The organism is Chromobacterium vaccinii, assembly GCF_001855275.1.
Lineage (GTDB): Bacteria > Pseudomonadota > Gammaproteobacteria > Burkholderiales > Chromobacteriaceae > Chromobacterium > Chromobacterium vaccinii.
On record NZ_CP017707.1, the window covers coordinates 295,482 to 320,925 of the forward strand.

The following is a 25,444-nucleotide window of genomic DNA, read 5'->3' on the forward strand; positions in this document are numbered from 1 at the left end:
TCTTTTGGTGTTGTCGATGTTTAATTTTAGGCTAGAGTGTTTAATTTTTCGAGATTTATTGCGAGTTAAGCATTTTTACTTGGCCTAATTGTTTTTAAAAGATATACCCTCCGTGTTTTGGATCTCCAAGGTAAAGCTGTTGTTAGAATAGTTTTCGGCATATCCCTGCGAGAAATCTGGGGTAGTTGGGTTGATTTTCTAGATTGAAATTGTCGTTTTTTATTGGCATTAACTCTGAAATGGTTTCAATTGAAAGCCCGTTGTTGTGGAAAGTGTTTATGTATTTCCATAAAGGATGGTGGGTGTGAGTGGTTTTGAAGGTGGTTTCTTCATTTGATATTTTGAAGAAAGCTTCAATTGGTATTGAGTCGCTATATTTGAACCAATCTTCATTTTCATATCCCCAGTAGCGAGGCCAAAAAAAAGGATGGGTTATCACCCAAATAAGATTTCCATTTTTTTTTAGTAAGCGGCTTAGTGCGGAAACTGTGTCGGTAAGAGATGGAGTGTCCATCAAAACCATGCAGCATATAATGGTAGTTGCTTTTAATTTTTTATTTTTCTTGGAAAATTCCTCAATTGAGCAGCAGTCAAATTTAGAGGTTTTGCATAGGTTGCGGGCAATGGAGATATTCTTCTTGCTAATATCGATACCAACAGATGCTTTTGCATGGCTTTCAATTTTACTTAGTAAAATTCCATTTCCACAGCCTGCGTCAATTAGGGATGTAAGGTCTGTTTTATTTGTACTGTCCAGAATGAATGGAGTTATTATTTTGTCGTAGCTGTTATCTATGCCGTTTGCCATTTGTTGATAACGCTTATCCGCTATCTCATCCCATTCTTTGGCTAATTCGGCATATGTTTTTTCATTTACTTTCTGCATTTAGTTGCTCGCCGGCTTGTTTTGCTATTTTTACGATGTCATCGGTCAGTGTGAATTGCTCATCTCCACTTTTGTGAGTCCAGATTATGTGCTTGCTGCCATTGTTATCTGCATCAGCGATTGCAACTCGAGCGGTATTTTTTCCATAGTCTATGAATGTAAAACGCGTTGCTATTGAAGGGCTTTTGTATAGAAGAATACTAGCTCCTTCATTTGCCAATTCTTGCAATTTATTTGTCTTGGCAGGTGCAATAATTGTTAAATCACCACTTTGGGCTTTGGATCTAAGTATTTCTAGAGCATCGCCATTTCCCCAGGATAGGTCATTCGTACTAATCACGATTTTTCCTGAGTGCTCAATCCATGAGCTAAGATACTGGTTTATGCCACGAATGTTACTCTTGTTGAATTTTTTAGGGCCCGTTTTCCACTCTTGGAATGCAGTAGCGGCACCAGTTAAAAGTGCAATTCCAATAGTTATGCCAAAAAAAACAGCACTCCCACCATTGATAGTGCTGGTTAATATAGAATAGATGAGACCGATAATTGAGCAAAACGCAGATAGTGGATTGATAATGTTTAACAATTTCATAATATGGATAATAAAAATGCATGCCGAGGCATGCATTTTTATTTATTGATTATGACTTTGTCAATCCCAGCTCAACGCCCCGCCAGTCTGATACTCGGTGACGCGAGTCTCAAAGAAGTTCTTCTCCTTCTTCAAGTCGATCATCTCGCTCATCCACGGGAAGGGGTTGTTCACGCCCGGGAACAGCGGGTCCAGGCCAATCTGCTGCATGCGGCGGTTGGCGATGAAGCGCAGGTATTCCTTGAACATGCTGGCGTTCAGGCCCAGCACGCCGCGCGGCATGGTGTCTTCGGCGTAGGCGTATTCCAGCTCCACGGCTTGCTTGAACAGCTCAACGATCTCGGCCTTGAAGCTGTCGGTCCACAGCAGCGGGTTTTCCAGCTTGATGGTGTTGATCAGATCGATGCCGAAGTTGCAGTGCATGGACTCGTCGCGCAGGATGTACTGGTACTGTTCGGCGGCGCCGGTCATCTTGTTCTGGCGGCCCAGGGCCAGGATCTGCACGAAGCCTACGTAGAAGAACAGGCCTTCCATGATGCAGGCGAACACGATCAGGGACTTGAGCAGCTTCTGGTCGTTTTCGACGGTGCCGGTTTTGAATTCCGGGTTGCACAGCACGTCGATGAACGGGATCAGGAATTCGTCCTTGTCGCGGATGGACTTCACTTCGTGATAGGCGTTGAACACTTCGCCTTCGTCCAGGCCCAGGCTTTCCACGATGTACTGGTAGGCGTGGGTGTGGATGGCTTCGTCAAAGGCCTGGCGCAGCAGGAACTGGCGGCATTCCGGGCTGGTGATCTGGCGGTAGGTGCCCAGCACGATGTTGTTGGCGGCCAGGGAGTCTGCGGTGACGAAGAAGCCCAGGTTGCGCTTGACGACGCGCATTTCGTCTTCGGTCAGTTGGCCGGTTTTCCATTGTTCGATGTCGCGCTGCATGTTCACTTCCTGCGGCATCCAGTGGTTGGCGCACTGCGCCAGGTACTTTTCCCAAGCCCATTTGTGCTTGAACGGTACCAACTGGTTGACGTCGGTTGTGCCGTTGATCACCTTCTTGTCCACCACGTTTACGCGGCCGCTGCCATGGGCGTCCATGGCGGAGGGGGCGGCGGACGGGGCGGGGACGGCGTCTTCGAAATTCAGCATGGGTGCTCCTGATTCTTGGTTTTGCCGCGCGGACGCGGCGGTTGCTTATGCGGATTTTACGGCTTTTTCCGGTTGCGGGGCCTGGGCCTGCATGGCTTGGGCCGGCTGCAGCTGGCTTTGCCGGGTGATTTCAATGCTGCCGGGCGCGGACGGCGCATCGTCCGGCGGGGCGGCCTGCACGCTGAGGGTGTGGGCGCCGGCGTCGGCCACCAGGGGCCTGCGGCCGCTCACGCTCTTGCGCAGCAGGTAATAGGCGGTGGTGCTCATGGCGTCTCCCGCGGCTAAAAGCGCAGTTGCTGGGCCAGTTGGCGGATCAGGCTGCGTTCACAGGCCTCTTCCTGCTCCACTTGTTCCTGCAGCCGCCGGCGCTGGATGCGCAGCGTCTGCAGCTGGCGGTATTGCTGATTGGCTACCGACAGGTCTTCCTTCAATTCTTCGATTTCCTGCTGCAGCTCTTCCGGCTGGCAGTACACCACCAGGGTGTCGCCTTCTATCCAGGCCTTGCGCCACAGCTGGGCGCGGGGCAGGCGGCGGGATTCGCTGAAAAAGTCTTTCCACTCGTTGGGCGGCGTGGCGCTCAGGTGCAGGTACATGTTGAACAGCAGGAACTGCTTGTCCGGGTTGTGCGATTTTTCTTCGCAAAATCCGGTAATGCCGATGTTTTCAAATGTCTGCATCTGACCCTCCCATGGCGCTGCCTGTTGCCGTGCCCGCCGGACCCGGCCGGCACGTTTCGCGTCAGCCGGCTTCGACTGGCGGCTGTGACGACGGCTGGGCCATCGTCTGCTGTTCCGGCGCGGTGTCGTATTGCACCACGCCGTAAATCTTCCATTGGCCGGCCGTCCGTTTCAGGTGGTAGCCGGTGCGGTAGCGCCAGGGCGGCTGGCCGTTGCGCTCCACGGTCCAGATCAGGGTGGCGCAGGCGGCGTCGTTGCCCATCGGCAGCACGCCTTCCACTTGGTGCGCCGCGCCGGCGAAGCCCTGGGCGCGGTACCACTCCAGCAGGGCCGAGGTGGTGGCGCGCAACGAGTACATGTCTTGCCAGCAGGCCAGGTCGCCGTGGTGGATGGTGGTGAAGGGCACGGTGAAGTGCGATATCACGGCATCCACGTCCAGCTGCGAATAGCCTTCTCGGTACTGCGCGAAAAATGCTTCCAGGCTCATTGCGGGGCTTTCGTCTCGTCATTGCGTCGGGGCATTGCATTTTTCCAGTCCGCCGCTATCCGCGCGGGGCCGGGGCTTGCATCCCGAAACCGCCTGGAGGCCAAGCGGCTTGAGGATGGGGAGGGTTGCGCCTCCCGGTTTGGCGGAGCCTCGCGAGAGGCTTTACCTGTTTTGTGAAACGCTATCGTTAGATGGTTTCCCAAGAGTGATGCCTCTTTTTCAACGCAACTTAGTTGAAATTGGTTTGAAGAAGAGGGCTGGCTGTATTGCACAGCCAGCAAAACCAAAAATTATTGGTCCAATTACTTCTTGTTGCTTACGGGGTTGAGCTCAAGTGAGCTTTTAATGCGAGGGGCACTAAGAGAGCCCTTCACCGAGTAACCGTTCGATACTGCGAAAACAATTACCCCTCCAATTACCAGCACAACCACTACAGCAACCACAGCCAGGCCTATGACAGAAGATTTATCCATGTGATGAGGCGATCCATCATTGGCAGGATTCGCAATCGGGGTTGTCGATGCTGCAGAACTTGGCGTCGGTGGCCGGGGTGTTGTCCACCGCGGCTGCCGGCGCGGATTGCGCCTGGCTGGACACGGCGTTCAGCTCGCCGCCGCGGCCGGTGGACTTCTCGGCGCTGGTGGCGGCCAGGGTGCGCAGGTAGTAGGTGGTCTTCAGGCCGCGCAGCCAGGCGTGCTTGTACAGCTCGTCCAGTTTCTTGCCGGAAGCGCCGGCCATGTACAGGTTCAGCGACTGCGCCTGGTCGATCCACTTCTGGCGGCGGGAAGCCGCTTCCACCAGCCATTTCGGGTCCACTTCGAAGGCGGTGGCGTAGATGGCTTTCAGTTCGGCCGGCACGCGGTCGATCTGGCCCAGGCTGCCGTCGAAGTATTTCAGGTCGGCCACCATCACTTCGTCCCACAGGCCGGCGGCTTTCAGATCGCGCACCAGGTATTCGTTGGTGACGGTGAATTCGCCGGACAGGTTGGATTTCACGAACAGGTTCTGGTAGGTCGGCTCGATGGATGCGGACACGCCAATGATGTTGGCGATGGTCGCGGTCGGGGCGATGGCCAGGCAGTTGCTGTTGCGCATGCCGTGCTGCTTGATGCGGTCGCGCAGCTTGTTCCAGTCCATGCGTTCGGTGCGGTCCACTTCCAGGTAGCCGCCGCGCTCGGCCGCCAGCAGGTTGATGCTGTCGTGCGGCAGCACGCCGCGGTCCCACAGGCTGCCGCTGTACGACGGGTAGCGGCCGCGCTCTTCGGCCAGCTCGGTGGAGGCCAGGTAGGCGAAGTAAGCCACCATTTCCATGGATTCGTCGGCGAATTCCACGGCGGCGTTGGAGCCGTACGGCACGCGCTTGATGTGCAGGCAGTCCTGGAAGCCCATCACGCCCATGCCCACCGGGCGGTGCTTCAGGTTGGAGTTGCGCGCCTTCTTCACCGGGTAGAAGTTGATGTCGATCACGTTGTCCAGCATGCGCAGCGCGGTGCGGACGGTGCGCTGCAGCTTGTCGGCGTCCATGCTGCCATCGGCCTTCAGGTGCACGGACAGATTCACGGAACCCAGGTTGCAGACGGCGATTTCGTCGTCATTGGTGTTCAGCGTGATCTCGGTGCACAGGTTGGAGCTGTGAACCACGCCCATGTGCTGCTGCGGGCTGCGGATGTTGCACGGGTCCTTGAAGGTGACCCACGGGTGGCCGGTTTCGAACAGCATGGTCAGCATCTTGCGCCACAGGCTCAGGGCCGGAATGCGCTTGTGCACCTTCAGCTCGCCGCGCGCGCCCTTGGCTTCGTAGGCGGTGTAGGCCTTTTCGAATGCCTGGCCGTACAGGTCGTGCAGGTCCGGAGTTTCGGACGGGGAGAACAGGCTCCACTCGCCGCCTTCCATCACGCGCTTCATGAACAGGTCCGGAATCCAGTTGGCGGTGTTCATGTCGTGGGTGCGGCGGCGGTCGTCGCCGGTGTTCTTGCGCAGCTCGAGGAATTCCTCGATGTCGGCGTGCCAGGTTTCCAGGTAGGCGCAGACGGCGCCCTTGCGCTTGCCGCCCTGGTTCACGGCGACGGCGGTGTCGTTCACCACTTTCAGGAACGGCACCACGCCTTGCGATTTGCCGTTGGTGCCCTTGATGTGCGAGCCCATGGCGCGCACCGGAGTCCAGTCGTTGCCCAGGCCGCCGGCGAACTTGGACAGCAGCGCGTTTTCCTTGATGCCTTCGTAGATGCCGTCCAGGTCATCCGCGATGGTGGTCAGGTAGCAGCTGGACAGCTGGCTGCGGCGGGTGCCGGAGTTGAACAGCGTCGGGGTGGACGACATGAAGTCGAAGCTGGACAGCACGTTGTAGAACTCGATGGCGCGGTCTTCGCGGTGCACTTCGTTCAGCGCCAGGCCCATGGCGACGCGCATGTAGAAAGCCTGCGGCATTTCGATGCGGGTGCCGTCCACGTGCAGGAAGTAGCGGTCGTACAGGGTTTGCAGGCCCAGGTAGCCGAATTGCAGGTCGCGTTCGGCGTCCAGCGCGGCGCCCAGCTTTTTCAGGTCGTATTCGGCCAGCTTTTCGTCCAGCAGCTCGGCGGCGATGCCCTTCTTGATGTAGTCGGCGAAGTAGGGCGCGTATTGCTTGCCCATTTCGTCCTGGCTCACGGCCTCGCCCAGGATTTCCAGGCGGATGTTGCCCATCAGCAGGCGCGCGGTCACGTAATCGTAGGCCGGATCCAGTTCGATCATCGAGCGGGCGGCCAGGATGGCGGACTTGCCCACTTCTTCTTCCGGCACGCCGTCGTAGATGTTCTTCAGGGTTTCGGCCAGGATGGCGTCCACGTCGATGCCGGCCAGGTTCTTGCTGGCGGCCTCGATGTTGGCGCGCAGGCGGGCCACGTCCAGCGGCAGCTTGCGGCCGTCCTTGCGCAGCACGTTGATTTGCACGCTGGTCAGCGCTTCGCCGCGGGCGGCGCGCTCTTGCGAGCGTTGCTCGCGGTACAGCACGTAGGCGCGGGCCACGTCGTGCTCGCCAAAGCGCATCAGCGACAGTTCAACCTGGTCCTGGATGTCTTCGATGTGGATGGCGCCGCCTTCGGGCTTGCGGCGCATCAGCGCGTTGACCACCTGTTCGGTCAGCTGGGCCACCTTGTCGCGGATGCTGGCGGAGGTGGCGCCTTGATGTCCCATCACCGCCAGGAAGGCCTTGGTCATGGCGATGGAGATCTTGACGGGCTCGAACGGCACCACCGCGCCATTGCGTCGGATGGTTTTGTACAGGCTGAAGTCGGCTTGCGGCGCTGCTGCGCGGCCGAGTTCCGCGGCGGTTTGCCCTTCAAAGGTGGTCAGTTGCATGTATCCCTCGATAAAGAGAAGTTTACGTCCGGCTGCGCTGCGTTCTTGAGGACAGGTCAGCTTGTGGACAATTCTGTTGAAAAGCTGTGTGCGGGCTGTGGGTAAACACAAGATGTACCGTCAGCACCGTCAAATCTGCCCAAATTCTAGTGGTGGGGGGGATGTAGTTCAAGTCTTGACTTTGGCCGGGAATCTGGCCGCGGGGAGGAAAGCCGCGCCGTTATTGGCTTTGCGGGGCGGGAAAATTTTTGGCGGATAAAATGGCGCGCGGATGCGGCTGTCAGAAAATTGCAGGAAACGCTGGATACGCTAGCAGCTGTTGCCCATGATTGGACGGCCACAAGATGTTGTAGACATGCACTGTTGCGTGGCCGCTACGACCATGGCGTGAAAGTTGCGGGCGCGGCGATGCCGGCGCGAGACGGCATGCCGGGCTTGTGGTGGGAGGCTGGCTTTCTTCCGGCGCTGCGCGGAGGAGCTGTTGTCCAAGTTGCTGGATGGCCTGATGAGCTGGCGAATGGCAGGCTCCCGGCGGCGCGCCGGCGCCTTGGGAGGTGTCTGGTCAGCGGCATGGAAGGGGGAGCATCGTTCTTGATGCCGGCGGTACGGTAGCGCGTGACCCCGCTCGCGGGCCTGCGTTGATGGCGCGGGCCTAGAATGGATCCATTTAACGTGGCAATGAGCGGCGGGGTAGCCGCCGCTCTGGATTGCCAAACATCCTGGTAAGGAATGGCTGAGTTTGCGCAAGGGATTGAAATAACTTCGCCGGCCATTGAAATATGCTTGAGGCTGGTTATTGCCAGTCAAGCAACGGGCGGCGTTTTCCGCGGGCAATGCGGTTATGGCGGCGCAGCAACACGCCGAGGCGTTTCCTGTTCGGAAATCATCACTCCCTTGGTATTGCTTGAACACCTTGCCGGCAAGGGCCGCGCGATATTATTTCGCGCCTGCGGCTTCCTCTTCGGCGACAGTCTTGAACAGCGCGACTTCCACCACCTGGAATTCCCAGTGCTGGTTGTTGCCGTTGTGATCGGTATACAGAATGATCGGATTGCCCAGTTCCACCACGGCGCCCTGGTTATCCACCACCATGCCGTTTCCGCTATTGATGATGGTTTGCGGCTTTTTCACCCAATCCCAAGTCTGGCTTTTCTTGCCGAACTGATAATTGGTGACGGTAAGCTGCGCGCCTTGCGTCTGGGGTGTGGCGTCCAGAACCAGTTGTTCCGACGAGGCGAGGCGAATCAAGCCGGTGAAGGGGTCCAGGGTCCAGCGGGTGCGGGTGGTGCCGCCTCTTTCATACTTGGCCAGCACGACTTTGCCGCCATTGGTGTCATCGACGACGCCGATGCAGTAGCGGTTGTCTTGGGTGGAACGGAGAACGTAGCGTTGTTCCATGATGGACTCCTCGAGTAATGAGCATGTGCCCATAGCAAGGATAGTTAATGTTCATGCTTTATCTATATGAGTAATTGCTTAAGTTTAAATGCTTAATTCGGGTGTAATTGGCTTCTTGTTTGTGCGTTTTACTTACACCCAAGGTTGTGATTTGGTATGTTGAATTAAATATCTCAATTTTATTTTTATTGAGAGGCTTATTTAATACTGATTGGTTGAATGATGCGAGCTGATGAGCAATAGCTCGCTCAGTTGGGTGGTGTATCGGGGCGACCGCACGTCCTGGCGCATTTCCCAATTGGGCGTCAGCGCCTCCGACGCCAGTTTGACGCAACCGTGGCCGTAGGTTTGGTTGATCGAGTCCAGCGTCCGCATCAGCCGCTGCCGGCGCGGATCTGGCGCGGCGGCGAACAAGTCGGCCTGCCGCCGCTCGCGCGGGGACAGCTCCATCAGCACCACGCCGGCTTTCTGATAGCGCAGGCCGCGGCGGTAGACGGCGCGCAGGCCTGCCAGCGCGGCGGCGGCCAGCGCCATGGTGTCGTCGCTGGGGTGGATCAGCGGCACGATGGTGTAGCCGTGGTAGGGATCGTCGCCGAAAGGACTGGTGCGCACGCTGACGCCGACCAGCCGCGCCGCGCTGCCTTGCTCGCGCAGCTTTTCGCCGGCGCGGGCGATGTGATGGCTGACGGCGGCAGTGAGCACGGCGAGGTCGGCGGTTTTTTCGCCGAAAGAGCGGCTGGATATGATCTGCTGGCGCGGCTGCGCCGCGTCTTCCAGGCTGAGGCAGCTGGCGCCGTTCAGCTCCGCCGCCGTGCGTTCCAGCGTCACGCTGAAATTCCGCTGCAGCCAGCGCGGGTCGGCGCGTTTCAGCTTCAGAGCGGTATCGATATGTTTGTCGATCAGCTTGGCCGCCAACCTGCGGCCGACGCCCCAGACCTTGCCGACCGGCAGCCGCGCCATCAGCGCGTCGGTTTCGGCCGGGGAGAGCCAGCTCCAGTCGAATACGCCATCGTCCCAGCCCTCTACGCGCTTGGAAACGTGGTTGGCCAGCTTGGCCAGCGTTTTGCTGGGGCCGATGCCGACGCTGACCGGAATGCCGATGCGGCGCCATACGTCTTCCCGCATCCGCCGGGCCAGCGCATCGGTGTCGGACATGCCGGCCAGATCCAGAAAACACTCGTCTATCGAATAGACTTCCTGGCAGGGGGCGTGCTGGGCCAGTATCGCCATCATGCGCCGGCTCATGTCGCCGTACAGCGCGTAATTGCTGGAAAACACCGTGACGCCGTGTTTCCGGCACAGGCCGGCGATTTCGAAGTAAGGACCGAACATCTGGAAGCCCAATGCCTTGGCTTCGGCGCTGGCGGCCACCACGCAGCCGTCGTTATTGCTCAACACCACGATGGGCTTGTCCGCCAGGTCGGGCCGGAACACCCTCTCGCAGCTGGCGTAGAAATTATTGCCGTCCACCAGGGCGAAAACGCTCACTTCAGCTTCCTCACGCAGGCGGTCACCACGCCCCAGATCTGCAACTCCTGGCCATCCGCGGGCTCAATGGCAGGGTAGGCGGGGTTGGCGGCGAGCAGCAGGCACCGGCTTTCCTTGCGGTGCAGCCGCTTGACGGTGAACTCGCCATCCATCACGGCGATCACGATATCGCCATGCCGGGGCGGCAGGCCTTTGTCGACCACCAGTATGTCGTTGTCCAGGATGCCGGCGTCGCGCATCGAGTCGCCCCGAACCCGTACCATGAAGGTGGCCAGCGGGTCGGCCACCAGGTAGTCGTGCAGGTTGATGGCGTTATCCATGTGGTCGCTGGCCGGAGACGGAAACCCGGCGCGCACCGGGTGCCCGGCCATGGGGATGGCGGCTGGCTGGCGATGGATGGTCGGCATGCTGGAAATGTCCATGGCGCTTTTTTGAAATTGTACAAATTCAAATTACTATAGGCGCCGCCCGTTTGCCAAGCGGAATTCGATGAGCGGCGACTTTATGCGCTCGCGGTTTGAGCTTGCATGGCGAGGTGGTCTATCCCGAATGACGGGCGCGCGGCGGCGGCTCGTATCGGATGCCGGGACGTGTCGTAAAATGTAGAAAGCTGGTTCACATGCTTAGGCTGGGAGCGCTGCGCAAGCATTTGATTTTTAATGAATCGATGGAGCGCTGCTTTGTTGAGGCTTAACTCTGGATGATTGTTTCAAGTCATTGATAATCATATGAAAAGCATAACGATATGCACTTACAACATCCACAAGGGCATGTCCCCGCTGAACCGGCATGTGAGGGTGGGCGGCATGGCCGAGGCTTTGGCGGATTTGTCGCCGGACATGCTGTTTCTGCAGGAGGTGCAAGGCAAGAACCTGGAGCGGGCTTTGCGCCACCAGATCTGGCCTGTCCAGCCGCAGCACCACTATTTGGCCGGCAGGCTGGCGCATCGCGCGGTGTACGGGCTGAACGCCAGCTATCGGCACGGCCATCATGGCAATGCCTTGCTGACTCGTTTTCATGTCCGCGAGTGGTGCAACCGCGATATCTCGGTCAATCGTTTCGAGAGCCGCGGCGTGCTGCAGTGCCTGTTGCAGCCGGATGGCTGGCCGCAGCCGGTGGTGGCGTTGTGCGGCCATTTCAATCTGCTGGCCTTCGACCGGCGCAGGCAATATCGCGGGCTGGCCGATTACGTGCGGCAGGGGATAGCGGATCATCTGCCGCTGATCCTGGCTGGGGACTTCAATGACTGGCGCGGCGAGGCCAGCGCGCTGCTGCGGCAGGAGCTGGGCCTGGAGGAGGCGTTTTTGACGCTGCATGGCCGCCATGCGCAAAGTTTTCCGGCGCGGATGCCGATGCTGGCGCTGGACCGCATCTATGTGCGCGGTTTGAAGGTGGAGTCGGCCAGGGTGTTGGGCGGCCGGCCGTGGTCCGGCTTGTCTGACCATTTGCCGCTGTGCGCGGAGATCCGGCCGTTGTAGCAACAACTATAACAAAGAGAAATATGAAAATTCCTTGCAATTATATTGCAAAGAATTTTTCGCAATAACGAGACGATTGCTTATATTTTTTCAAAAGGGTGTTGACGCTAAGCGAAAAAAGATGTTCAATCTCAATCAAATTTATCGCCGATTTGAACACAGCTTGCGGGCGTAAAACAGCTAAAGCGTGGGTAGACAGACCCAGCAACACCTAAACCTGTCTACATAAGTCTCCCGGAATATTCCGAAGATTTCCACAGCAAAGCCCGCCGCAGCAATCGGTGGGCTTTATGCTTTGGGAGTGTTTGGAATGATTCATCTGCAAAATGTCCGTAAACGGTTCCGTCGCCCCGAGGGCGGCTGGTTCGATGCCGTCGCGGAAACCTCATTGACCATCAAGGCCGGCGAAGTCTTCGGCCTGATCGGTTTCTCCGGCGCCGGCAAATCCACTTTGCTGCGCCTGATCAATCTGCTGGAGCGCCCTGACGCCGGCGCGGTGATCGTCGACGGCCAGGATTTGACCAGCCTGTCTCCCAAGGCGCTGCGCGCGGCTCGCCAAAACATCGGCATGGTGTTCCAGCAATTCAATCTGCTGGCCAACCGCACCGTGGCCGGCAATGTCGCCTTCCCGCTGGAGATCGCCGGCTGGAGCAAGGCGGATATCGAGAAGCGCGTCGCCGAGTGTCTGGCCGTGGTCGGCCTGGAAGATCGCGCCAATCATTATCCGGCCCAGCTGTCCGGCGGCCAGAAGCAGCGCGTCGGCATCGCCCGCGCCCTGGCTCCGCGTCCGCATGTGATCCTGGCCGACGAGCCCACCTCGGCGCTGGACCCGAAAACCACTCAATCCATTCTGGACTGCCTGCAGGACATCAACACGCGCTTCGGCGTCACCGTAGTGATCGTCACCCATGAAATGAACGTGGTGCGCAGCATCTGCCATCGCGCCGCCGTGCTGGACCAAGGGCGCGTGGTGGAGGTGGTCGATGTGAACAATCGCGAAGTGGAGGCCGATTCCGATCTGGCCCGTTCGCTGCTGGAGGCCGCGTAAATGGATGCCGCAACTCTGAACGAAGCGCTGCAGAACCTGCAGTCCATGGGGCCGGAAATCTGGCAGGCCATTCTGGAGACCGGCGTGATGCTGGGCGTGGGCCTAGCCGCCGCCATCCTGCTTGGCGGCCCGTTGGGCGTGATCCTGTATCTGTCCCAGCCCGGCCAGATGTTCGCCAACCGCACCGTCAACGGCGTGCTGAGCTGGCTGGTGAACCTGGTGCGCTCCTTCCCCTTCATCATTCTGATGGTGGTGCTGATTCCGCTGACCCGCGCGCTGGTGGGCAGCACCATCGGCCCGGTGGCCGCGTCGGTGCCGCTGTCCTTCGCCGCCATTCCGTACTTCGCCCGCCTGGTGGAGCAGACGCTGCGCGAGATTCCGCGCGGCGTGGTGGAGGCCGCCGAGGCGATGGGCGCCAGCCCGGCCCAGATCATTTTCAAGGTGCTGGTGAACGAGGCCCGCTCCGGCCTGATCTCCAGCCTCACCATCCTGACCATCAGCTTCCTCAGTTACACCGCGGTGGCGGGCGTGGTGGGCGGCGGCGGCATCGGCGACCTCGCCATTCGCTACGGCTACTACCGCTTCCAGACCGACGTGATGGTGGCCATGGTGCTGCTGCTGGTGGTGCTGGTGCAAATCATCCAGCTGCTGGGCAACCGCCTGGCGGCAAAACTCGACAAGCGCTGATTTCAAAATTTAAAGGAGAGAATAATGCGTAGATTCGTGATCAAGGCAGTTGCCGCATCCATCGTGGGCCTGGCGCTGTCCGGCCAGGTTCTGGCTGCCGACCCGGCCAAGAGGCAGATCGTCATCGGCACCACCGTCGGCGACTTCGGCGACATGGTCAAACAGTCGATCAAGCCCCAGCTGGAAAAGCAGGGCTACACCGTGAAGCTGGTGGAGTTCACCGACTATGTCCGCCCGAACCTGGCGCTGCAGGAAGGCTCGCTGGACGTGAACGTGTTCCAGCACAAGCCCTATCTCGACAACTTCGCCAAAGAGCACAAGCTGTCGCTGAAAGAGGCGTTCCAGGTGCCGACCGCGCCGCTGGGCATCTACCCGGGCAAGCTGAAGTCGCTGAAGGATGTGAAGCCGGGCGTGACCATCGCCGCGCCTAACGATCCGTCCAACTTCGCCCGCGCGCTGGTGATGCTGAGCGATCTGGGCTGGGTGAAGCTGAAGCCGGGCATCAATCCGCTGACCGCTTCCGAGCGCGACATCGCCGACAACGTGAAGAAAGTGAAGATCGTGCCGCTGGAAGCCGCCCAGCTGCCGCGCTCCCGCAGCGACGTGGACTTCGCCGTGATCAACGGCAACTACGCCACCAGCTCCGGCATCAAGCTGACCGACGCCGTCTTCCAGGAGAAGAGCTACGCCTACGTGAACTGGGGCGTGGTGCGCGCGGCGGACGCCGGCAAGCCCTGGGCCAAGGACGTGGTCGCCGCCTACAATTCGCCGGCGTTCAAGTCCTACACCAAACAGAAGTTCGCCGGCTACAAGCTGCCGCAGAACTGGAACTGAGTTTTTCTTGTAACACTCCTGGCTACAAGACTTGCGGAGGGCTTCGGCCCTCCTTTTTTATGCCCGTCGCGAAGGCGCGCATCCCGATGCCTCATATATGCCCGACGCCGCGCCGCTTGCGGCCCGCCGCGCTTGCGCCGCAGGCATGGGTCATGCCTTTCGTGGTAGAATGGAAAGATTGTCACATCCGTCGGCCAGCGCCGGTGCGGGCGCGAAATCGCACATGCGAAGCGCGCCGCCGCGGCGCTGGCCGGATCATCCTTACGAATCAAGATACTTATGACCGATAACCTGTTCGCCAAGGAAACGCTTCCCATCAGCCTCGAAGAGGAGATGCGCCGTTCTTACCTGGATTACGCGATGAGCGTGATCGTGGGCCGGGCGCTGCCGGACGTGCGCGATGGCCTGAAGCCGGTGCACCGCCGCGTGCTGTTCGCGATGCACGAGCTGTCCAATGACTGGAACCGCGCCTATAAGAAATCGGCCCGTATCGTTGGCGATGTGATCGGTAAATACCACCCGCACGGCGACACCGCCGTGTACGACACCATCGTGCGCCTGGCGCAGGACTTCTCGCTGCGCTACCCGCTGGTGGACGGCCAGGGCAACTTCGGCTCGGTGGACGGCGACAACGCCGCCGCCATGCGTTACACCGAAATCCGCATGGCGCGCATCGCGCATGAGCTCTTGGCCGACATCGAAAAAGAAACCGTGGATTTCGGCCCCAACTACGACGGCTCCGAGCATGAGCCGCTGATCCTGCCGGCCAAAGTCCCGAACCTGCTGGTCAACGGCTCGTCCGGCATCGCCGTGGGCATGGCCACCAACATCCCGCCGCACAACCTGAACGAGGTGGTGGACGCCTGCCTGGCGCTGCTGGCCAACAGCGATCTGACCATCGACGAGCTGATCGACATCATCCCGGCGCCGGACTTCCCGACCGCCGGCATCATTTACGGCACCGCCGGCGTCAAGGAAGGCTACCGCACCGGCCGCGGCCGCGTGATCATGCGCGCGCGCACCCATACCGAGCCGATCGGCAAGGGCGACCGCGAAGCGATCATCGTCGACGAGATTCCGTACCAGGTGAACAAGGCCCGCCTGCTGGAGCGCATCAGCGAACTGGTGCGCGACAAGCAGATCGAGGGCATCTCCGACCTGCGCGACGAGTCCGACAAGTCCGGCATGCGCGTGGTGATCGAGCTCAAGCGCGGCGAAATGCCGGAAGTGGTGCTCAACCACCTGTACAAGATGACCCAGCTGCAGGACAGCTTCGGCATGAACATGGTGGCGCTGGTCGACGGCCAGCCGCGCCTGCTGAACCTGAAGCAGATTCTGGAAGAGTTCCTGCGCCACCGCCGCGAAGTGGTCACCCGCCGCACCATCTTCGAACTGAAGAAGGCGCGCGAACGCGGCCACGTGCTGGAAGGCCTGGCCGTCGCGCTGTCCAACGTCGACGAGATCATCGCGCTGATCAAGGCGTCCGAAGCGCCGCCGCAAGCCAAGGCCTCGCTGATGGCGCGCGCCTGGCGCTCCTCGCTGGTGGAGGACATGCTGTCCCGCGTCGAGGGCGACAAGGCGCGTCCGGAGAACATTGACCCGTCCTTCGGCATGAAGGACGACGGCTACCACCTGTCAGACACCCAGGCCCAGGCCATCCTGGACATGCGCCTGCAGCGCCTGACCGGCCTGGAGCAGGACAAGATCGTCGGCGAATACCGCGAGATCATGGACGTGATCCAGGACCTGCTGGACATCCTGGCCCGCCCGGAGCGCATCAGCCAGATCATCAGCGAAGAGCTGAACGCCATTCGCGCCCAGTTCGGCGACGCGCGCCGCTCGGAAATCGAGCCGTACGGCGGCGACATCAATATCGAAGACCTGATCACCCCGCAGGACATGGTGGTGACCATCTCGCATACCGGCTACATCAAGGCGCAGCCGATCGACGACTACAGCTCGCAGCGCCGGGGCGGCCGCGGCAAGCAGGCGGCGGCCACCAAGGACGACGACTTCATCGAGACGCTGTTCGTCGCCAACACCCACGACTACGTGCTGTGCTTCTCCAGCCGCGGCCGCTGCTACTGGCGCAAGGTGTACGACCTGCCGCAGGGCGGCCGCCAGAGCCGCGGCAAGCCCATGGTCAATGTGTTGCCGCTGGAAGACGGCGAGAAGATCAATGCGCTGCTGCCGGTCAAGGAATTCCGCGACGATCAGTACGTGTTCATGGCCACTGCCGACGGCACGGTGAAGAAGACGCCGCTGCGCGCCTTCTCCAAGCCGCGCGCGGCCGGCATCATCGCCATCAATCTGGATGAGGGCAACTACCTGGTGGGCGTGGCGCTGACCTGCGGCAAGAGCGTGGCGGGCCAGGGCGATGACGAAGATGACGTGGTGTCCGAGGACGAAACCATCATCGAAGGCGAGCTGATTGAAGACGCCCAATCTGTCGAAGGCGATCAGGTGATGCTGTTCTCCGACGCCGGCAAGTCGGTGCGCTTCAGCGAAAGCCAGGTGCGTCCGATGGGCCGCACTTCCCGCGGCGTGCGCGGCATGAAGCTGGGCGAAGGCCAGAAGCTGATTTCCCTACTGGTGACCAACTCCGAAGACCAGATGGTGTTGACCGCCAGCGACGGCGGCTACGGCAAGCGCACCTGCGTCGGCGATTTCCGCCGCACCAGCCGCGGCACCCAGGGCGTGATCGCCATGGACCTGACCGACAAGACCGGCTTCAAGCTGGTGGCGGCCAGCCTGGTGGAGGAAACCGACGACATCATGCTGATCACCACCGGCGGCGTGCTGATCCGCACCAAGGTGGCGGAAGTGCGCGAAACCGGCCGCTCGGCCCAGGGCGTGCGCCTGATCAATCTGGACGAGGGCGAGAAGCTGATCGGCCTGGAGATCGTGGCCGAATCCGAAGCCGAGTGCGTGGAAGGCGAGAGCGAAGTTGACGGCGACGCCGCGCCGGAGCAGGGCGAGGCGTGATGATTCCGACACCGGCCAATCCCCGGGTGTTGGAGATGATGAGCCAGCTCTTCGTCTCCTTCCCGCACTGCGCGACCCTGGGTTTCGAATACGTCGGCACCGATGGGCGCAAGCCCACGCTGAAGCTGGCGTGGCGCGAGGACTTGGTCGGCAATCCGGCCACCGGCATCCTGCACGGCGGGGTGATCACCTCGCTGGTAGACACCTGCAGCGCCATCGCGGTCACCGCGCAGCTGGCGGAGGTGGAAACCATCGCCACGCTGGATCTGCGCATCGACTATCTGAAGTCCGCGACGCCGGGCAAGGCCATCCACTGCACCGCCGAGTGCTACCGGCTGGCCAGCCAGATCGCCTTCACCCGCGCGGTGTGCTATCACGACGATCCGGCCGACCCGATCGCGCACGGCGTGGCCACTTTCATGCGCGAGTCCAGCCGTACGCCGATGGTGCAGGAGGGCGGGCAATGAGCGAATTCATGCAACGCTTCGCCGGGCTGCGCGACCGCAAGGCCTACGCGGAGGTCGTGGACGCGCTGCCCTACGTCAAATTGATGGGCACGTTGATGGCCGAGGACGAGCGGGGCGAGCTGCGCTTCGAGCTGCCGTTTCTCCCGCGCAACGTCGGCAACACCACGTTGCCGGCGCTGCACGGCGGCCTGATCGGCGGCTTCATGGAAAGCGCGGCGATGATACATCTGATGTGGAACCGCGAGTCGCTGGAAGCGCCGAAGATCGTGGACTTTTCGTTGGACTATCTGCGTCCCGGCCGGCCGCAGACGCTGTTCGCCCAGTGCGAGATCACCAAGCAGGGCAAGCGGGTGGCCCATGTGCTGATCGAAGCCTGGCAGGACGACCGCTCCAAGCCGGTGGCGGTGGCGCGGGCCCATTTCCTGCTGACCAATTGAACAGTTTGTTTGTACTGTCCGCAGACAAACCGGCGCATCCCTGGCGGGAGACGCCGGTTTTTTTATACACTCGTAGCAACGCAGCCCGGAGCAGGCTGACCCGACACACGCAAAGAAACAGAGGATAGACATGGCCAAGGTGTACAACTTTTCCGCCGGTCCCGCCGTATTGCCGCACCAGGTGCTGGCCGAGGCGCAAAGCGAGTTGCTGGATTGGCACGGCTCCGGCATGAGCGTGATGGAGATGAGCCATCGCGGCAAGGAGTTCATGGAGATCATCCATGACGCCGAACAGGATCTGCGCCAGTTGATGGGCATTCCGGCCGGTTACAAGGTGCTGTTCCTGCAGGGCGGCGCGTCGCTGCAGTTCGCGATGGCGCCGTTGAACCTGCTGGGCGGCAAGGACAGCATCGACATCGTCAATACCGGCCACTGGTCCAAGCTGGCCATCAAGGAGGCGAAGCGCTACGCCAAGGTGAATGTGGCGGCCAGCAGCGAGGACCGCAACTTCTGTTACATCCCGGAAGAGGCAAGCTGGCAGCGCGACCCGAACGCCGCCTACCTGCATTACACCTCCAACGAGACCATCGGCGGCCTGCAGTTTCCGTACATCCCGGCCGAGCAGCATGGCGTGCCGCTGGTCTGCGACATGTCGTCCGATTTCCTGTCGCGCGAGATCGACGTCAGCCGCTTCGGCATGATCTATGCCGGCGCGCAGAAAAACATCGGGCCGTCAGGCCTGACCGTGCTGGTGATCCGCGAGGACTTGCTGGGCAAGGCGCGCGCCGATATCCCGACCATGCTCAACTATCAGGTCCACGCCGATGCCGACTCGATGTACAACACGCCGGGCACTTACCCGATCTACATCGCCGGCCTGGTGTTCAAGTGGTTGAAGGAGCAGGGCGGGGTCAAGGGAATCGCGACCCGCAACGAGGAAAAAGCCGGCTTGCTGTACCACGTGATCGACAGCAGCGGCGGTTTCTACTCCACCCATATCGAGCAACCGTTCCGCTCCAAGATGAACGTGGTGTTCAAGCTGAAGGACGAGGCGCTGGACGAGATCTTCCTGTTGGAGGCGCGCAAGAATGGCCTGGCGCAGCTGAAGGGCCACCGCGCGGTGGGCGGCATGCGCGCGTCGATCTACAACGCGATGCCGATCGAGGGCGTGAAGTCGCTGGTCAACTTCATGCAGGATTTCGCGCGGCAATACGGCTGATCCGGCGCGGCCGAGGACGGGAGCGCTGGCTTGGCCGGGCTCCCGTTTTTTTGCGCCTTAAAGAGGGGAGTCGGCTGGCCCCATTGCGAATCGCCAGGTTTTTCGCTATTTGGCTTAGGCTGCCGCCGGCTTGGGCAATTCATCGCAGTCGGCGTCGGCGCGGACTCTCAGCGCCAGCCGTATGCCTTTGCTGATGTTTCCGCCTCCCAACTCCATCGCGATATCGATGCTTTCGGCGTCGAGATAGACATTATGGCGCGCGCCGCCCTGCATTTTGGGAGGCGCGCCGGCATTGGTGCCGATGCCCAGCGCCATTTTCACCCGCCGCTGATCCAATGGCCGCAATATGCCTGAATTGGCCATGCTGTAGATGCCGTTGCTGTATTTTCTCACCAATGCGCCGCTTCGGCCGGCGAGGGTGATCACTCCTACCACTTCGTAGCCGTTCAGATCATCGAATTGATACAGCCTGGGTCGGCCTGGCTGTTCGATGTGAAGGCGGTGGCCGCTGTCCTTGTGCATGGGATGTCCCGCTTTTACCGGCAAGCGTTATTAAAGCATTTCAATGCTCGCCATAATCAATTTTGTACACACAGAATCAAAGCGCAAGCTGAAATATGCGCGCAGGGCAGCGGAAGTGCGGGGTGAATGGCATTTCGCCGATTTTCTAGTGTTCTCAGGACGAGGAAAATAGGATGACGAGGAAAAAAAGATAGCCAGCCTTTGAGTGAATAGCCGGTTTTCTTGTGGAAAATCATAAAGCCCGGCAGAGCCGGGCTTCAGGAGTTTTTCCTTCTCGCAAGCCAAGCCGGTTAAAACTCGCCGGCCCTGCGCTCGTTGAAATTTACTGCGGTCCGGTTTCCTGGGCGCGCGGTTTCGCATGCTTCACATATTGATCCAGCCAGCGGTCTTCTTCCCACAGCATGTGCAGAATGGATTCCCGGGCCCGGTAGCCGTGGCTTTCCGCGGGCAGCATCGCCAGCCGAACCGTGGCGCCCAGGCCTTGCAGCGCCTGGTACATCCGCTCGCTCTGGATCGGGAAGGTGCCGGGATTGTTGTCCGCCTCGCCGTGGATCAGCAGCAGCGCATCCTTGATCTGTTCGGCGTAATTGAACGGCGACATGGTCTGATAGATGTCTTTGGCCTGCCAGAAGTCGCGCTCCTCGGATTGGAAGCCGAATGGCGTCAGCGTGCGGTTGTAGGCACCGGAGCGGGCGATGCCGGCGCGGAACAGCCGAGTGTGGGCCAGCAGGTTGGCGGTCATGAAGGCGCCGTACGAGTGCCCGCCGATGGCGATGCGGTCGCGGTCGGCCACGCCCAGCCGCACGACTTCGTCCACCGCCGCCTGCGCGTCCATCTTCAGTTGAGGCAGGTAGCTGTCGTTGGGCTCCTGCTTGCCGGCGCCGACGATGGGCATGGATGGATCGTCCAGCACGGCGTAGCCGCGCGCCAGCAGCGCTTCCGGTCCCCAGTAGCCGACGCGGTTGAAGCGATATGGCGAGTCTGTGACCTGGCTGGCGGCGTCGGCGCTCTTGAATTCGGTGGGATAGGCCCACATCAGCATCGGCAGCGGTCCGTCGCGCTTGGCGTCGTGGCCGGGAGGCAAATACAGCGTGGCGGTCAGATCAATGCCATCCGCGCGCTTGTAGCGCAGCTGCCGCTTCTGCACATTCTTGAGCTGGGGCGTCGGATGCGGGAAGAAGGTCAGTTGCCTCAGCCCGCCGTCCTGGTCCAGGGCTTTCAGGTACAGATTGGGCGGCGCATCGGCCTGCTCGCGGCTGAGCAGCGCGCGCTCGCCGCCGTTCAACACCGCCAGCGGGGCTTCGTACCATGGCGCTTGCGAGCGCCATAGCCGGGTGGTCTTGTTGTCGGCGAGACTCAGACGGTCGATGAAGGGGCGGTCGCCCTCGGGGCTTGCGCCGTCTCCCAGCAGGTACAGGCTGCCGCCATCCGGGCTGGTTTGCAGCACCGGCAAGCCGTCGGCGTTGCTGACCATGGCCGGGCTGCCGGGGTCGGCGTAGCGGTCTTCGGAGCTGCGCTGCTTCAGCAGCGCCGGCGGTTGTCCCGGCTCGGCGGGACGCACGCGCCAGACCTTCAGATCGCGTGTTTTCCACCAGTACTCGCTGATCAGGGCCAGATCGTTCCGTCCCCACTGGACGTCGGCGAAGCGGCTGGCCAGCTCCTGCAGCTTGAACGGCGCTTGTTTGAACGGCGCCGGTTGCAGGAACAAGGCATCGCGCACCTTGGCGTCCACCGACGGATCGCCGCCGTCCTGCGCTTCCGCCCAGAACAGCGTGGCCGGCGCGTCGGCGCGCCAGCCGATTTCGCGCGGGCCGGTCGCCACCGCGTCGTTGCCGGACGGCATCCGTTCCAGCAGCGGCCGCCTGGCCACCTGGCGCACGCTGCGGCCCTGCAGGTCGATCACTTCGACCAGCCGCGGGAAGCGGCTGATCGGCACCAGCGTGGAATAGGGGCGCAGCAAGCGCGTCGCCAGCAGGTACTGGCGGTCGGGCGAGGCCTGCACCGACAGGTAGCGGTCGGGCTTGCCGATCAGCTTCGCCTTGCCGCTGATGTCCACCAGCGCCAGCTGGCTGCTGAGCTCGTAGTCCAGCAAGTCGGCGTCGTAAGGCGTTTTCAGCAGGTCGGGATAAGTCCGGGTTTGCGACAGCGCGCCGCCGGCGCTCTGCTGGATATTGGGGCCGGCCGGCGCGGCAGGCTTCTCCGGCGCCGGGCCTTGTTCGGCGGGGAGCCGTTTGACCAGCAGCTGTTGGCCCATCCAGGCGAAGCCGCGGCCGCTGGCGGCGTTCAGATGGAAATCGCCCAGCCGGCGCGCGCGGGCGCTGGCCGCGTCCAGCAGCCATAGCTCCACGCCGCGCTCGCCCCACAGGCTCAGCGCCACCTGCTTGCCGTCCGGCGACCAGGCGCTATCGGCGATGCGGGGCTTGACCGGCAGACCGGTCACGGCGCGGCTTTTGCCGCTGGCTACGTCGAGCAGCGACAGCGCGTTGCCGAAGTCGAAGCGGCTGGCCGCGCGCATCTTGGGATTCAGCCTCAGCCCCGCCAGCTTCAGCTCAGGCTGGGCGACGTCGGCGATGCCGGGCAGGCCGGGGCGGTGCGTTTGCAGCACGGTATCGTTGCGGGGATTCAGCGACTGCAGCGGCGCGCGGGGGGCGTCGACCAGCGCGGCCAACTCGGGCGGCGGGGTCTGATAGCCTTCGGCAAGGGCGGTGAGCGGGACAAGCAGGCCGGCCAGCAAAGGGCCGGCCAGGAGATTCTGGCTGCGGATCATGCGATTTCCTGATCATTCATGCGATGGGCGGGACGCGGACAGCCAAATTGCACCAGCCTGGCCGTCCGGTCAAGCGGATGGCATTTTCAGATGGGTCGCTCGGCCAGCAATGCCGGAATCTGGATGGCGGAGGCATCCACCGTGGGGTAGTCGAGGAATTGCAGCGTCACGCCATCGCCTTCAGCCTGGAAACGTGCGGGGAAGCCCAGCGGCATGGTGGTTTTGGCGGCGATGTGGCCGAAGGGCAGCCCGGTGAACACCGGCACGCCGCTGATGCGCCGCAACTCGGCCACCACGGCGTCGAAATTGTAGTGAGGATCGTAGACATCCACGTGTCGCTGCATCGAGAAATCGCCAAGGAAGATGGCTTTCTGCTTGCCAAGCACGCCGGCCAGATGCAGTTGCTGCAGCATCCTTTCGACACGGTACGGCTGTTCGCCCACGTCCTCCAGGAACAGCAGGCCGCCCTTGATGTCGGGCAGGTAGGGCGTGCCGGCCAGGCTGGAGAGCACGCTGAGATTGCCGCCCCAGAAAATGCCCTCGCCGCGGGCTTGCGGCTGCGAGCCGGCGATGCGCAGGCTGCGCTGCGGCGTGGAGATGCCGGCGATGAACTCGTTGATCGCATAAGCGTTGGGCGCGGCGCTGCCGAAATCGCCCAGCATCGGCCCGGCGAAGCTGCCGGCGCCGCTCTTGGCCAGCAGCGCCAGCTGGATCGCGCAGAAGTCGCTGTAGCCTATCAGCAGCGAGCGGGACTCCTTGAGCCGCGCGCCCAGCCGCGCCAGGTCCAGCCGGGGCAGCAGGCGCATCGCGCCGTATCCGCCGCGTCCGGCCATGATCAGCTGCGGCCATTGCGGCTGGTCCAGCAGCGTTTGCAGATCGGACAGCCGTTCGCTATCGGTGCCGGAGAAGCGCTGGTAAACGCGGTTCAGCGCGGCGGCGTTTTCCAGCGAGAAGCCGGCGTGGGCCAGACGCGGCAACGCCAGCTGGCGTTGCTTCTCCGGCACGATGCCGGAGCAGGCGGTCAGATAGAGGCGGAGGCTGGCCTGGGAGGGCTGCGCTGGGGAGGACATGGAGCTGCATCCTTGCAATATGCCGGCGCCGGCGCCGAGGGCGAGCATCTGCAGCAACTGGCGGCGGGATGGATTGATATCGGGAGTCATGGAAATCGGACGGATTGGCGGGATTCAAGTTCCGGATGCCGCCCAAGGCGGTCCGGTTCGCACGAGTATACGCCAAAAGAAAAGGCGGCCTCCAGAAGGGAGGCCGCCTGCAAGGCCAGTATGGCCGGCTAGAGTCAGCCGACCAGGATCAACCGATCAGGTTGGCCATACTGGTGGAGGACTGTTCCATTGCGGCCAGCTCGCTATTGAGGTTGGAGTATTCGGTCAGCAAGTTGGTCTGCTCGGTGCTCAGCTGGCTTTGCAACTGCTGCTGCAACTGCTGTTCCGAGGTCACCTTGCTGTTGAGGTTGTTCTGGTTGCTGGTGATCATGCCGCCTGGTCCAAGCAAGGAGTTGATGGTGCTGTTGAACACGTTGCCGATGCCGGTGTTCTGGGGGTTGCCGAACAGATTGCTTACCGCGGACGGATTGGCCGCCAGCGCGGCGTTGAAAGCGGTGGAGTTCAGCGACAGCGTGCCGTCGGCGCCCTGAGTAATGCCCACCTGCGCCAGATAGGCGTAGGAGTTGACCGGGTCCACGCCCGCCACCGGCGTGCCGAGCAAGCCGGCCAACCGCTCGTGCAGGCCGGTGAGGTCGGAGCTGATGTCGGTATTGGCCGGCGTGCTGCCCACGGTGGTGGAGCTGGTGGTGGCCGAATTGGTGGTGCTGACCACCTGGTTGTAGGCGGAAATGAAGCTTTGCAGCGTCGACGCGATGCCCGATGTGTTCTGGCTCATGTTGATGGTGGTCTGGCCCAGTTTTTCCAGCGTGATGCTGGCGCCGTTGACCACGTTGGTCACGGTGTTGCTGCTGGACGAAACATTGACGCCGTTCACCGTCATCAGCGCGTTCTGGGCATTGGTCGACTCGCTGGCAGCGGTGCCGCTCTGCTGCAGGCCGGCAAGCGTATTGCCCGAAGTGTTGTTGCTGTCGGTGCCGCCGGACGTGATGGAAAAGCTGTTGCTGGTGCCGCCCTGGGCCGAGCTGAGCACCAGCGAATAGTTGTTGTTGTATTGCACGATGGAGGCATTGATGCCGATGCCGGCGCCATTGATGCTGCTGGCGATCGACGACAAGGAGGCGTTGCTGCCCAGTTGCACCGTGCTGCTGGTGCCGCCGACATTGAAGGTCAGAGAAGACGGCGCGCCGGCCAAGGTGGCGTTCTGGTCTGTGATGGAGGCGCCGCCGGAGGTCTGGTCGAACACCAGCTGCCGCGATTGCGCCATCTGCGTCACGTTCAGCGCGTAAGTGCCTGCCGCGCCGCCGGATGTGGTGGTGACGGCGGCTACGGTGGTGTCGGACGAGGCGGCGGAGAATTGCTGCAGAAAGGTGCCGGACGATAGCGTCGAGGCCGCGCTCTGCAAGCTGGACAGCGCCGAGCTGACCTGGCCTATCGTGCTGAGTTCGGACTGGAAGTTGCTGACGCGCTGCTGGCTTTGGGTAAGCGGCTGCGAGTCGGCCTGGATCAGCTGGCTGACAATGGATTGCACGTCCAAGGGACCTGCGCTGGCGCTGATGGATGACATGACGTCGTCTCCCGGGCCGCCTGATCTGCCGTCAGGCGGGCATGTTGCTATTTAGGGCGGGTTGCCAAGCTGTCATCACGGTTGCGGTCTTGCGCCGCGGTCTTTTGGGTATGGCAAGGTGTGGTAGTCACCACTTGCTGCTCTTATCGACATTGTCTGGGGAAACTTTAATCGACTGTCTGCATTGATCTTACACTGTCGTTTGATAACGGGCTTGCGCCAAATCCATATTCCAGCTTTGAAGTTTTTAAGATTTGCTAAGCTTATATTGATATATCCAATCGGTTTTGAATGCCTGCGAATATTTC

The 25,444-nt window shown here is 61.1% G+C and carries 22 protein-coding genes; 8 read left to right on the plus strand and 14 right to left on the minus strand.

What is annotated here, in order from left to right; translation table 11 throughout:
• Positions 1 to 142: 142 nt before the first annotated feature.
• The 10 genes from BKX93_RS23290 to BKX93_RS01340 all read right to left on the minus strand — a co-directional run bounded on the left by BKX93_RS23290 (position 143) and on the right by BKX93_RS01340 (position 10,429).
• Positions 143 to 886: a class I SAM-dependent methyltransferase gene (locus BKX93_RS23290; RefSeq protein WP_083340379.1), complete on the minus strand. Its 744-nt coding sequence runs from the start codon at positions 884 to 886 to the stop codon at positions 143 to 145.
• On the minus strand, positions 870 to 1,514 hold the full coding sequence (locus BKX93_RS24335) for a hypothetical protein (protein ID WP_145929197.1): 645 nt from the start codon (positions 1,512 to 1,514) through the stop codon (positions 870 to 872). The genes BKX93_RS23290 and BKX93_RS24335 overlap by 17 nt, the downstream gene beginning before the upstream one ends.
• Positions 1,515 to 1,538: 24 nt before the next feature.
• Entirely contained in the window at positions 1,539 to 2,621 is a 1,083-nt protein-coding gene (locus tag BKX93_RS01305; RefSeq protein ID WP_070978265.1) for a ribonucleotide-diphosphate reductase subunit beta, read from the minus strand.
• Positions 2,622 to 2,666: 45 nt separating this feature from the next.
• The gene (locus BKX93_RS01310; protein ID WP_046156440.1) at positions 2,667 to 2,888 is read right to left on the minus strand and encodes a hypothetical protein; all 222 of its coding nucleotides are present in this window, start codon (positions 2,886 to 2,888) and stop codon (positions 2,667 to 2,669) included.
• 14 nt (positions 2,889 to 2,902) lie between these two features.
• Positions 2,903 to 3,298 (minus strand): hypothetical protein, encoded by a 396-nt coding sequence (locus tag BKX93_RS01315; RefSeq protein WP_070978267.1) that lies wholly within the window; start codon positions 3,296 to 3,298, stop codon positions 2,903 to 2,905.
• 61 nt (positions 3,299 to 3,359) lie between these two features.
• A complete protein-coding gene (locus BKX93_RS01320; protein WP_070978268.1) occupies positions 3,360 to 3,785 on the minus strand; it encodes a nuclear transport factor 2 family protein in 426 nt (141 codons plus the stop codon).
• Between the two features lie 489 nt (positions 3,786 to 4,274).
• Positions 4,275 to 7,121, minus strand: a complete 2,847-nt coding sequence (locus tag BKX93_RS01325) for a ribonucleoside-diphosphate reductase subunit alpha (RefSeq protein ID WP_070978270.1) — start codon at positions 7,119 to 7,121, stop codon at positions 4,275 to 4,277.
• A 936-nt stretch (positions 7,122 to 8,057) separates the two neighbouring features.
• Positions 8,058 to 8,519: an RICIN domain-containing protein gene (locus BKX93_RS01330; protein ID WP_046156444.1), complete on the minus strand. Its 462-nt coding sequence runs from the start codon at positions 8,517 to 8,519 to the stop codon at positions 8,058 to 8,060.
• A gap of 201 nt (positions 8,520 to 8,720) precedes the next feature.
• Positions 8,721 to 10,007, minus strand: coding sequence for a Y-family DNA polymerase (locus BKX93_RS01335; protein ID WP_070978271.1), 1,287 nt, complete (start codon positions 10,005 to 10,007; stop codon positions 8,721 to 8,723).
• Positions 10,004 to 10,429 (minus strand): LexA family protein, encoded by a 426-nt coding sequence (locus BKX93_RS01340; protein WP_082107194.1) that lies wholly within the window; start codon positions 10,427 to 10,429, stop codon positions 10,004 to 10,006. The genes BKX93_RS01335 and BKX93_RS01340 overlap by 4 nt, the downstream gene beginning before the upstream one ends.
• Positions 10,430 to 10,735: 306 nt before the next feature.
• Between BKX93_RS01340 and BKX93_RS01345 the strand changes: the two genes are divergently transcribed.
• From BKX93_RS01345 to serC, 8 genes are all read left to right on the plus strand, one after another.
• On the plus strand, positions 10,736 to 11,485 hold the full coding sequence (locus BKX93_RS01345; RefSeq protein WP_046167770.1) for an endonuclease/exonuclease/phosphatase family protein: 750 nt from the start codon (positions 10,736 to 10,738) through the stop codon (positions 11,483 to 11,485).
• Positions 11,486 to 11,795: 310 nt separating this feature from the next.
• Positions 11,796 to 12,533 carry a methionine ABC transporter ATP-binding protein gene (locus BKX93_RS01350; protein WP_046167769.1) on the plus strand — a complete coding sequence of 246 codons (738 nt, stop codon included), beginning with the start codon at positions 11,796 to 11,798 and terminating at the stop codon, positions 12,531 to 12,533.
• Positions 12,534 to 13,220, plus strand: a complete 687-nt coding sequence (locus tag BKX93_RS01355; RefSeq protein WP_021476763.1) for a methionine ABC transporter permease — start codon at positions 12,534 to 12,536, stop codon at positions 13,218 to 13,220.
• A 24-nt stretch (positions 13,221 to 13,244) separates the two neighbouring features.
• Positions 13,245 to 14,054 (plus strand): MetQ/NlpA family ABC transporter substrate-binding protein, encoded by an 810-nt coding sequence (locus tag BKX93_RS01360; RefSeq protein WP_070978274.1) that lies wholly within the window; start codon positions 13,245 to 13,247, stop codon positions 14,052 to 14,054.
• Between the two features lie 279 nt (positions 14,055 to 14,333).
• A complete protein-coding gene (gyrA, locus tag BKX93_RS01365; protein WP_046156448.1) occupies positions 14,334 to 17,039 on the plus strand; it encodes a DNA gyrase subunit A in 2,706 nt (901 codons plus the stop codon).
• The gene (locus tag BKX93_RS01370) at positions 17,039 to 17,506 is read left to right on the plus strand and encodes a PaaI family thioesterase (RefSeq protein ID WP_021476766.1); all 468 of its coding nucleotides are present in this window, start codon (positions 17,039 to 17,041) and stop codon (positions 17,504 to 17,506) included. Before gyrA ends, BKX93_RS01370 begins: the two co-directional genes overlap by 1 nt.
• Positions 17,503 to 17,943 carry a PaaI family thioesterase gene (locus BKX93_RS01375; RefSeq protein ID WP_046156449.1) on the plus strand — a complete coding sequence of 147 codons (441 nt, stop codon included), beginning with the start codon at positions 17,503 to 17,505 and terminating at the stop codon, positions 17,941 to 17,943. The genes BKX93_RS01370 and BKX93_RS01375 overlap by 4 nt, the downstream gene beginning before the upstream one ends.
• Before the next feature lie 130 nt (positions 17,944 to 18,073).
• On the plus strand, positions 18,074 to 19,162 hold the full coding sequence (gene serC / locus BKX93_RS01380) for a 3-phosphoserine/phosphohydroxythreonine transaminase (protein WP_070978276.1): 1,089 nt from the start codon (positions 18,074 to 18,076) through the stop codon (positions 19,160 to 19,162).
• A gap of 114 nt (positions 19,163 to 19,276) precedes the next feature.
• Here serC and BKX93_RS01385 read toward each other — a convergent pair whose 3' ends face one another.
• From BKX93_RS01385 to fliD, 4 genes are all read right to left on the minus strand, one after another.
• A complete protein-coding gene (locus tag BKX93_RS01385; protein WP_021476769.1) occupies positions 19,277 to 19,684 on the minus strand; it encodes a hypothetical protein in 408 nt (135 codons plus the stop codon).
• A 322-nt stretch (positions 19,685 to 20,006) separates the two neighbouring features.
• Positions 20,007 to 22,451, minus strand: coding sequence for a S9 family peptidase (locus BKX93_RS01390; protein WP_070978278.1), 2,445 nt, complete (start codon positions 22,449 to 22,451; stop codon positions 20,007 to 20,009).
• A gap of 86 nt (positions 22,452 to 22,537) precedes the next feature.
• Positions 22,538 to 23,521: an LD-carboxypeptidase gene (locus BKX93_RS01395; protein ID WP_235429462.1), complete on the minus strand. Its 984-nt coding sequence runs from the start codon at positions 23,519 to 23,521 to the stop codon at positions 22,538 to 22,540.
• Between the two features lie 238 nt (positions 23,522 to 23,759).
• Positions 23,760 to 25,136, minus strand: a complete 1,377-nt coding sequence (gene fliD, locus BKX93_RS01400) for a flagellar filament capping protein FliD (RefSeq protein WP_046156454.1) — start codon at positions 25,134 to 25,136, stop codon at positions 23,760 to 23,762.
• Between the last annotated feature and the right edge of the window lie 308 nt (positions 25,137 to 25,444).

What these genes read in the sequence shown, in the direction of transcription:
- BKX93_RS23290 (WP_083340379.1), bottom strand. Translation starts at nt 886, where the DNA reads ATGCAGAAAGTAAATGAAAAAACATATGCCGAATTAGCCAAAGAATGG.
- BKX93_RS24335 (WP_145929197.1), bottom strand. Translation starts at nt 1,514, where the DNA reads ATGCATGCCTCGGCATGCATTTTTATTATCCATATTATGAAATTGTTA.
- BKX93_RS01305 (WP_070978265.1), bottom strand. Translation starts at nt 2,621, where the DNA reads ATGCTGAATTTCGAAGACGCCGTCCCCGCCCCGTCCGCCGCCCCCTCC.
- BKX93_RS01310 (WP_046156440.1), bottom strand. Translation starts at nt 2,888, where the DNA reads ATGAGCACCACCGCCTATTACCTGCTGCGCAAGAGCGTGAGCGGCCGC.
- BKX93_RS01315 (WP_070978267.1), bottom strand. Translation starts at nt 3,298, where the DNA reads ATGCAGACATTTGAAAACATCGGCATTACCGGATTTTGCGAAGAAAAA.
- BKX93_RS01320 (WP_070978268.1), bottom strand. Translation starts at nt 3,785, where the DNA reads ATGAGCCTGGAAGCATTTTTCGCGCAGTACCGAGAAGGCTATTCGCAG.
- BKX93_RS01325 (WP_070978270.1), bottom strand. Translation starts at nt 7,121, where the DNA reads ATGCAACTGACCACCTTTGAAGGGCAAACCGCCGCGGAACTCGGCCGC.
- BKX93_RS01330 (WP_046156444.1), bottom strand. Translation starts at nt 8,519, where the DNA reads ATGGAACAACGCTACGTTCTCCGTTCCACCCAAGACAACCGCTACTGC.
- BKX93_RS01340 (WP_082107194.1), bottom strand. Translation starts at nt 10,429, where the DNA reads ATGGACATTTCCAGCATGCCGACCATCCATCGCCAGCCAGCCGCCATC.
- BKX93_RS01345 (WP_046167770.1), top strand. Translation starts at nt 10,736, where the DNA reads ATGAAAAGCATAACGATATGCACTTACAACATCCACAAGGGCATGTCC.
- BKX93_RS01350 (WP_046167769.1), top strand. Translation starts at nt 11,796, where the DNA reads ATGATTCATCTGCAAAATGTCCGTAAACGGTTCCGTCGCCCCGAGGGC.
- BKX93_RS01355 (WP_021476763.1), top strand. Translation starts at nt 12,534, where the DNA reads ATGGATGCCGCAACTCTGAACGAAGCGCTGCAGAACCTGCAGTCCATG.
- BKX93_RS01360 (WP_070978274.1), top strand. Translation starts at nt 13,245, where the DNA reads ATGCGTAGATTCGTGATCAAGGCAGTTGCCGCATCCATCGTGGGCCTG.
- gyrA (WP_046156448.1), top strand. Translation starts at nt 14,334, where the DNA reads ATGACCGATAACCTGTTCGCCAAGGAAACGCTTCCCATCAGCCTCGAA.
- BKX93_RS01370 (WP_021476766.1), top strand. Translation starts at nt 17,039, where the DNA reads ATGATTCCGACACCGGCCAATCCCCGGGTGTTGGAGATGATGAGCCAG.
- BKX93_RS01375 (WP_046156449.1), top strand. Translation starts at nt 17,503, where the DNA reads ATGAGCGAATTCATGCAACGCTTCGCCGGGCTGCGCGACCGCAAGGCC.
- serC (WP_070978276.1), top strand. Translation starts at nt 18,074, where the DNA reads ATGGCCAAGGTGTACAACTTTTCCGCCGGTCCCGCCGTATTGCCGCAC.
- BKX93_RS01385 (WP_021476769.1), bottom strand. Translation starts at nt 19,684, where the DNA reads ATGCACAAGGACAGCGGCCACCGCCTTCACATCGAACAGCCAGGCCGA.
- BKX93_RS01390 (WP_070978278.1), bottom strand. Translation starts at nt 22,451, where the DNA reads ATGATCCGCAGCCAGAATCTCCTGGCCGGCCCTTTGCTGGCCGGCCTG.
- BKX93_RS01395 (WP_235429462.1), bottom strand. Translation starts at nt 23,521, where the DNA reads ATGTCCTCCCCAGCGCAGCCCTCCCAGGCCAGCCTCCGCCTCTATCTG.
- fliD (WP_046156454.1), bottom strand. Translation starts at nt 25,136, where the DNA reads ATGTCATCCATCAGCGCCAGCGCAGGTCCCTTGGACGTGCAATCCATT.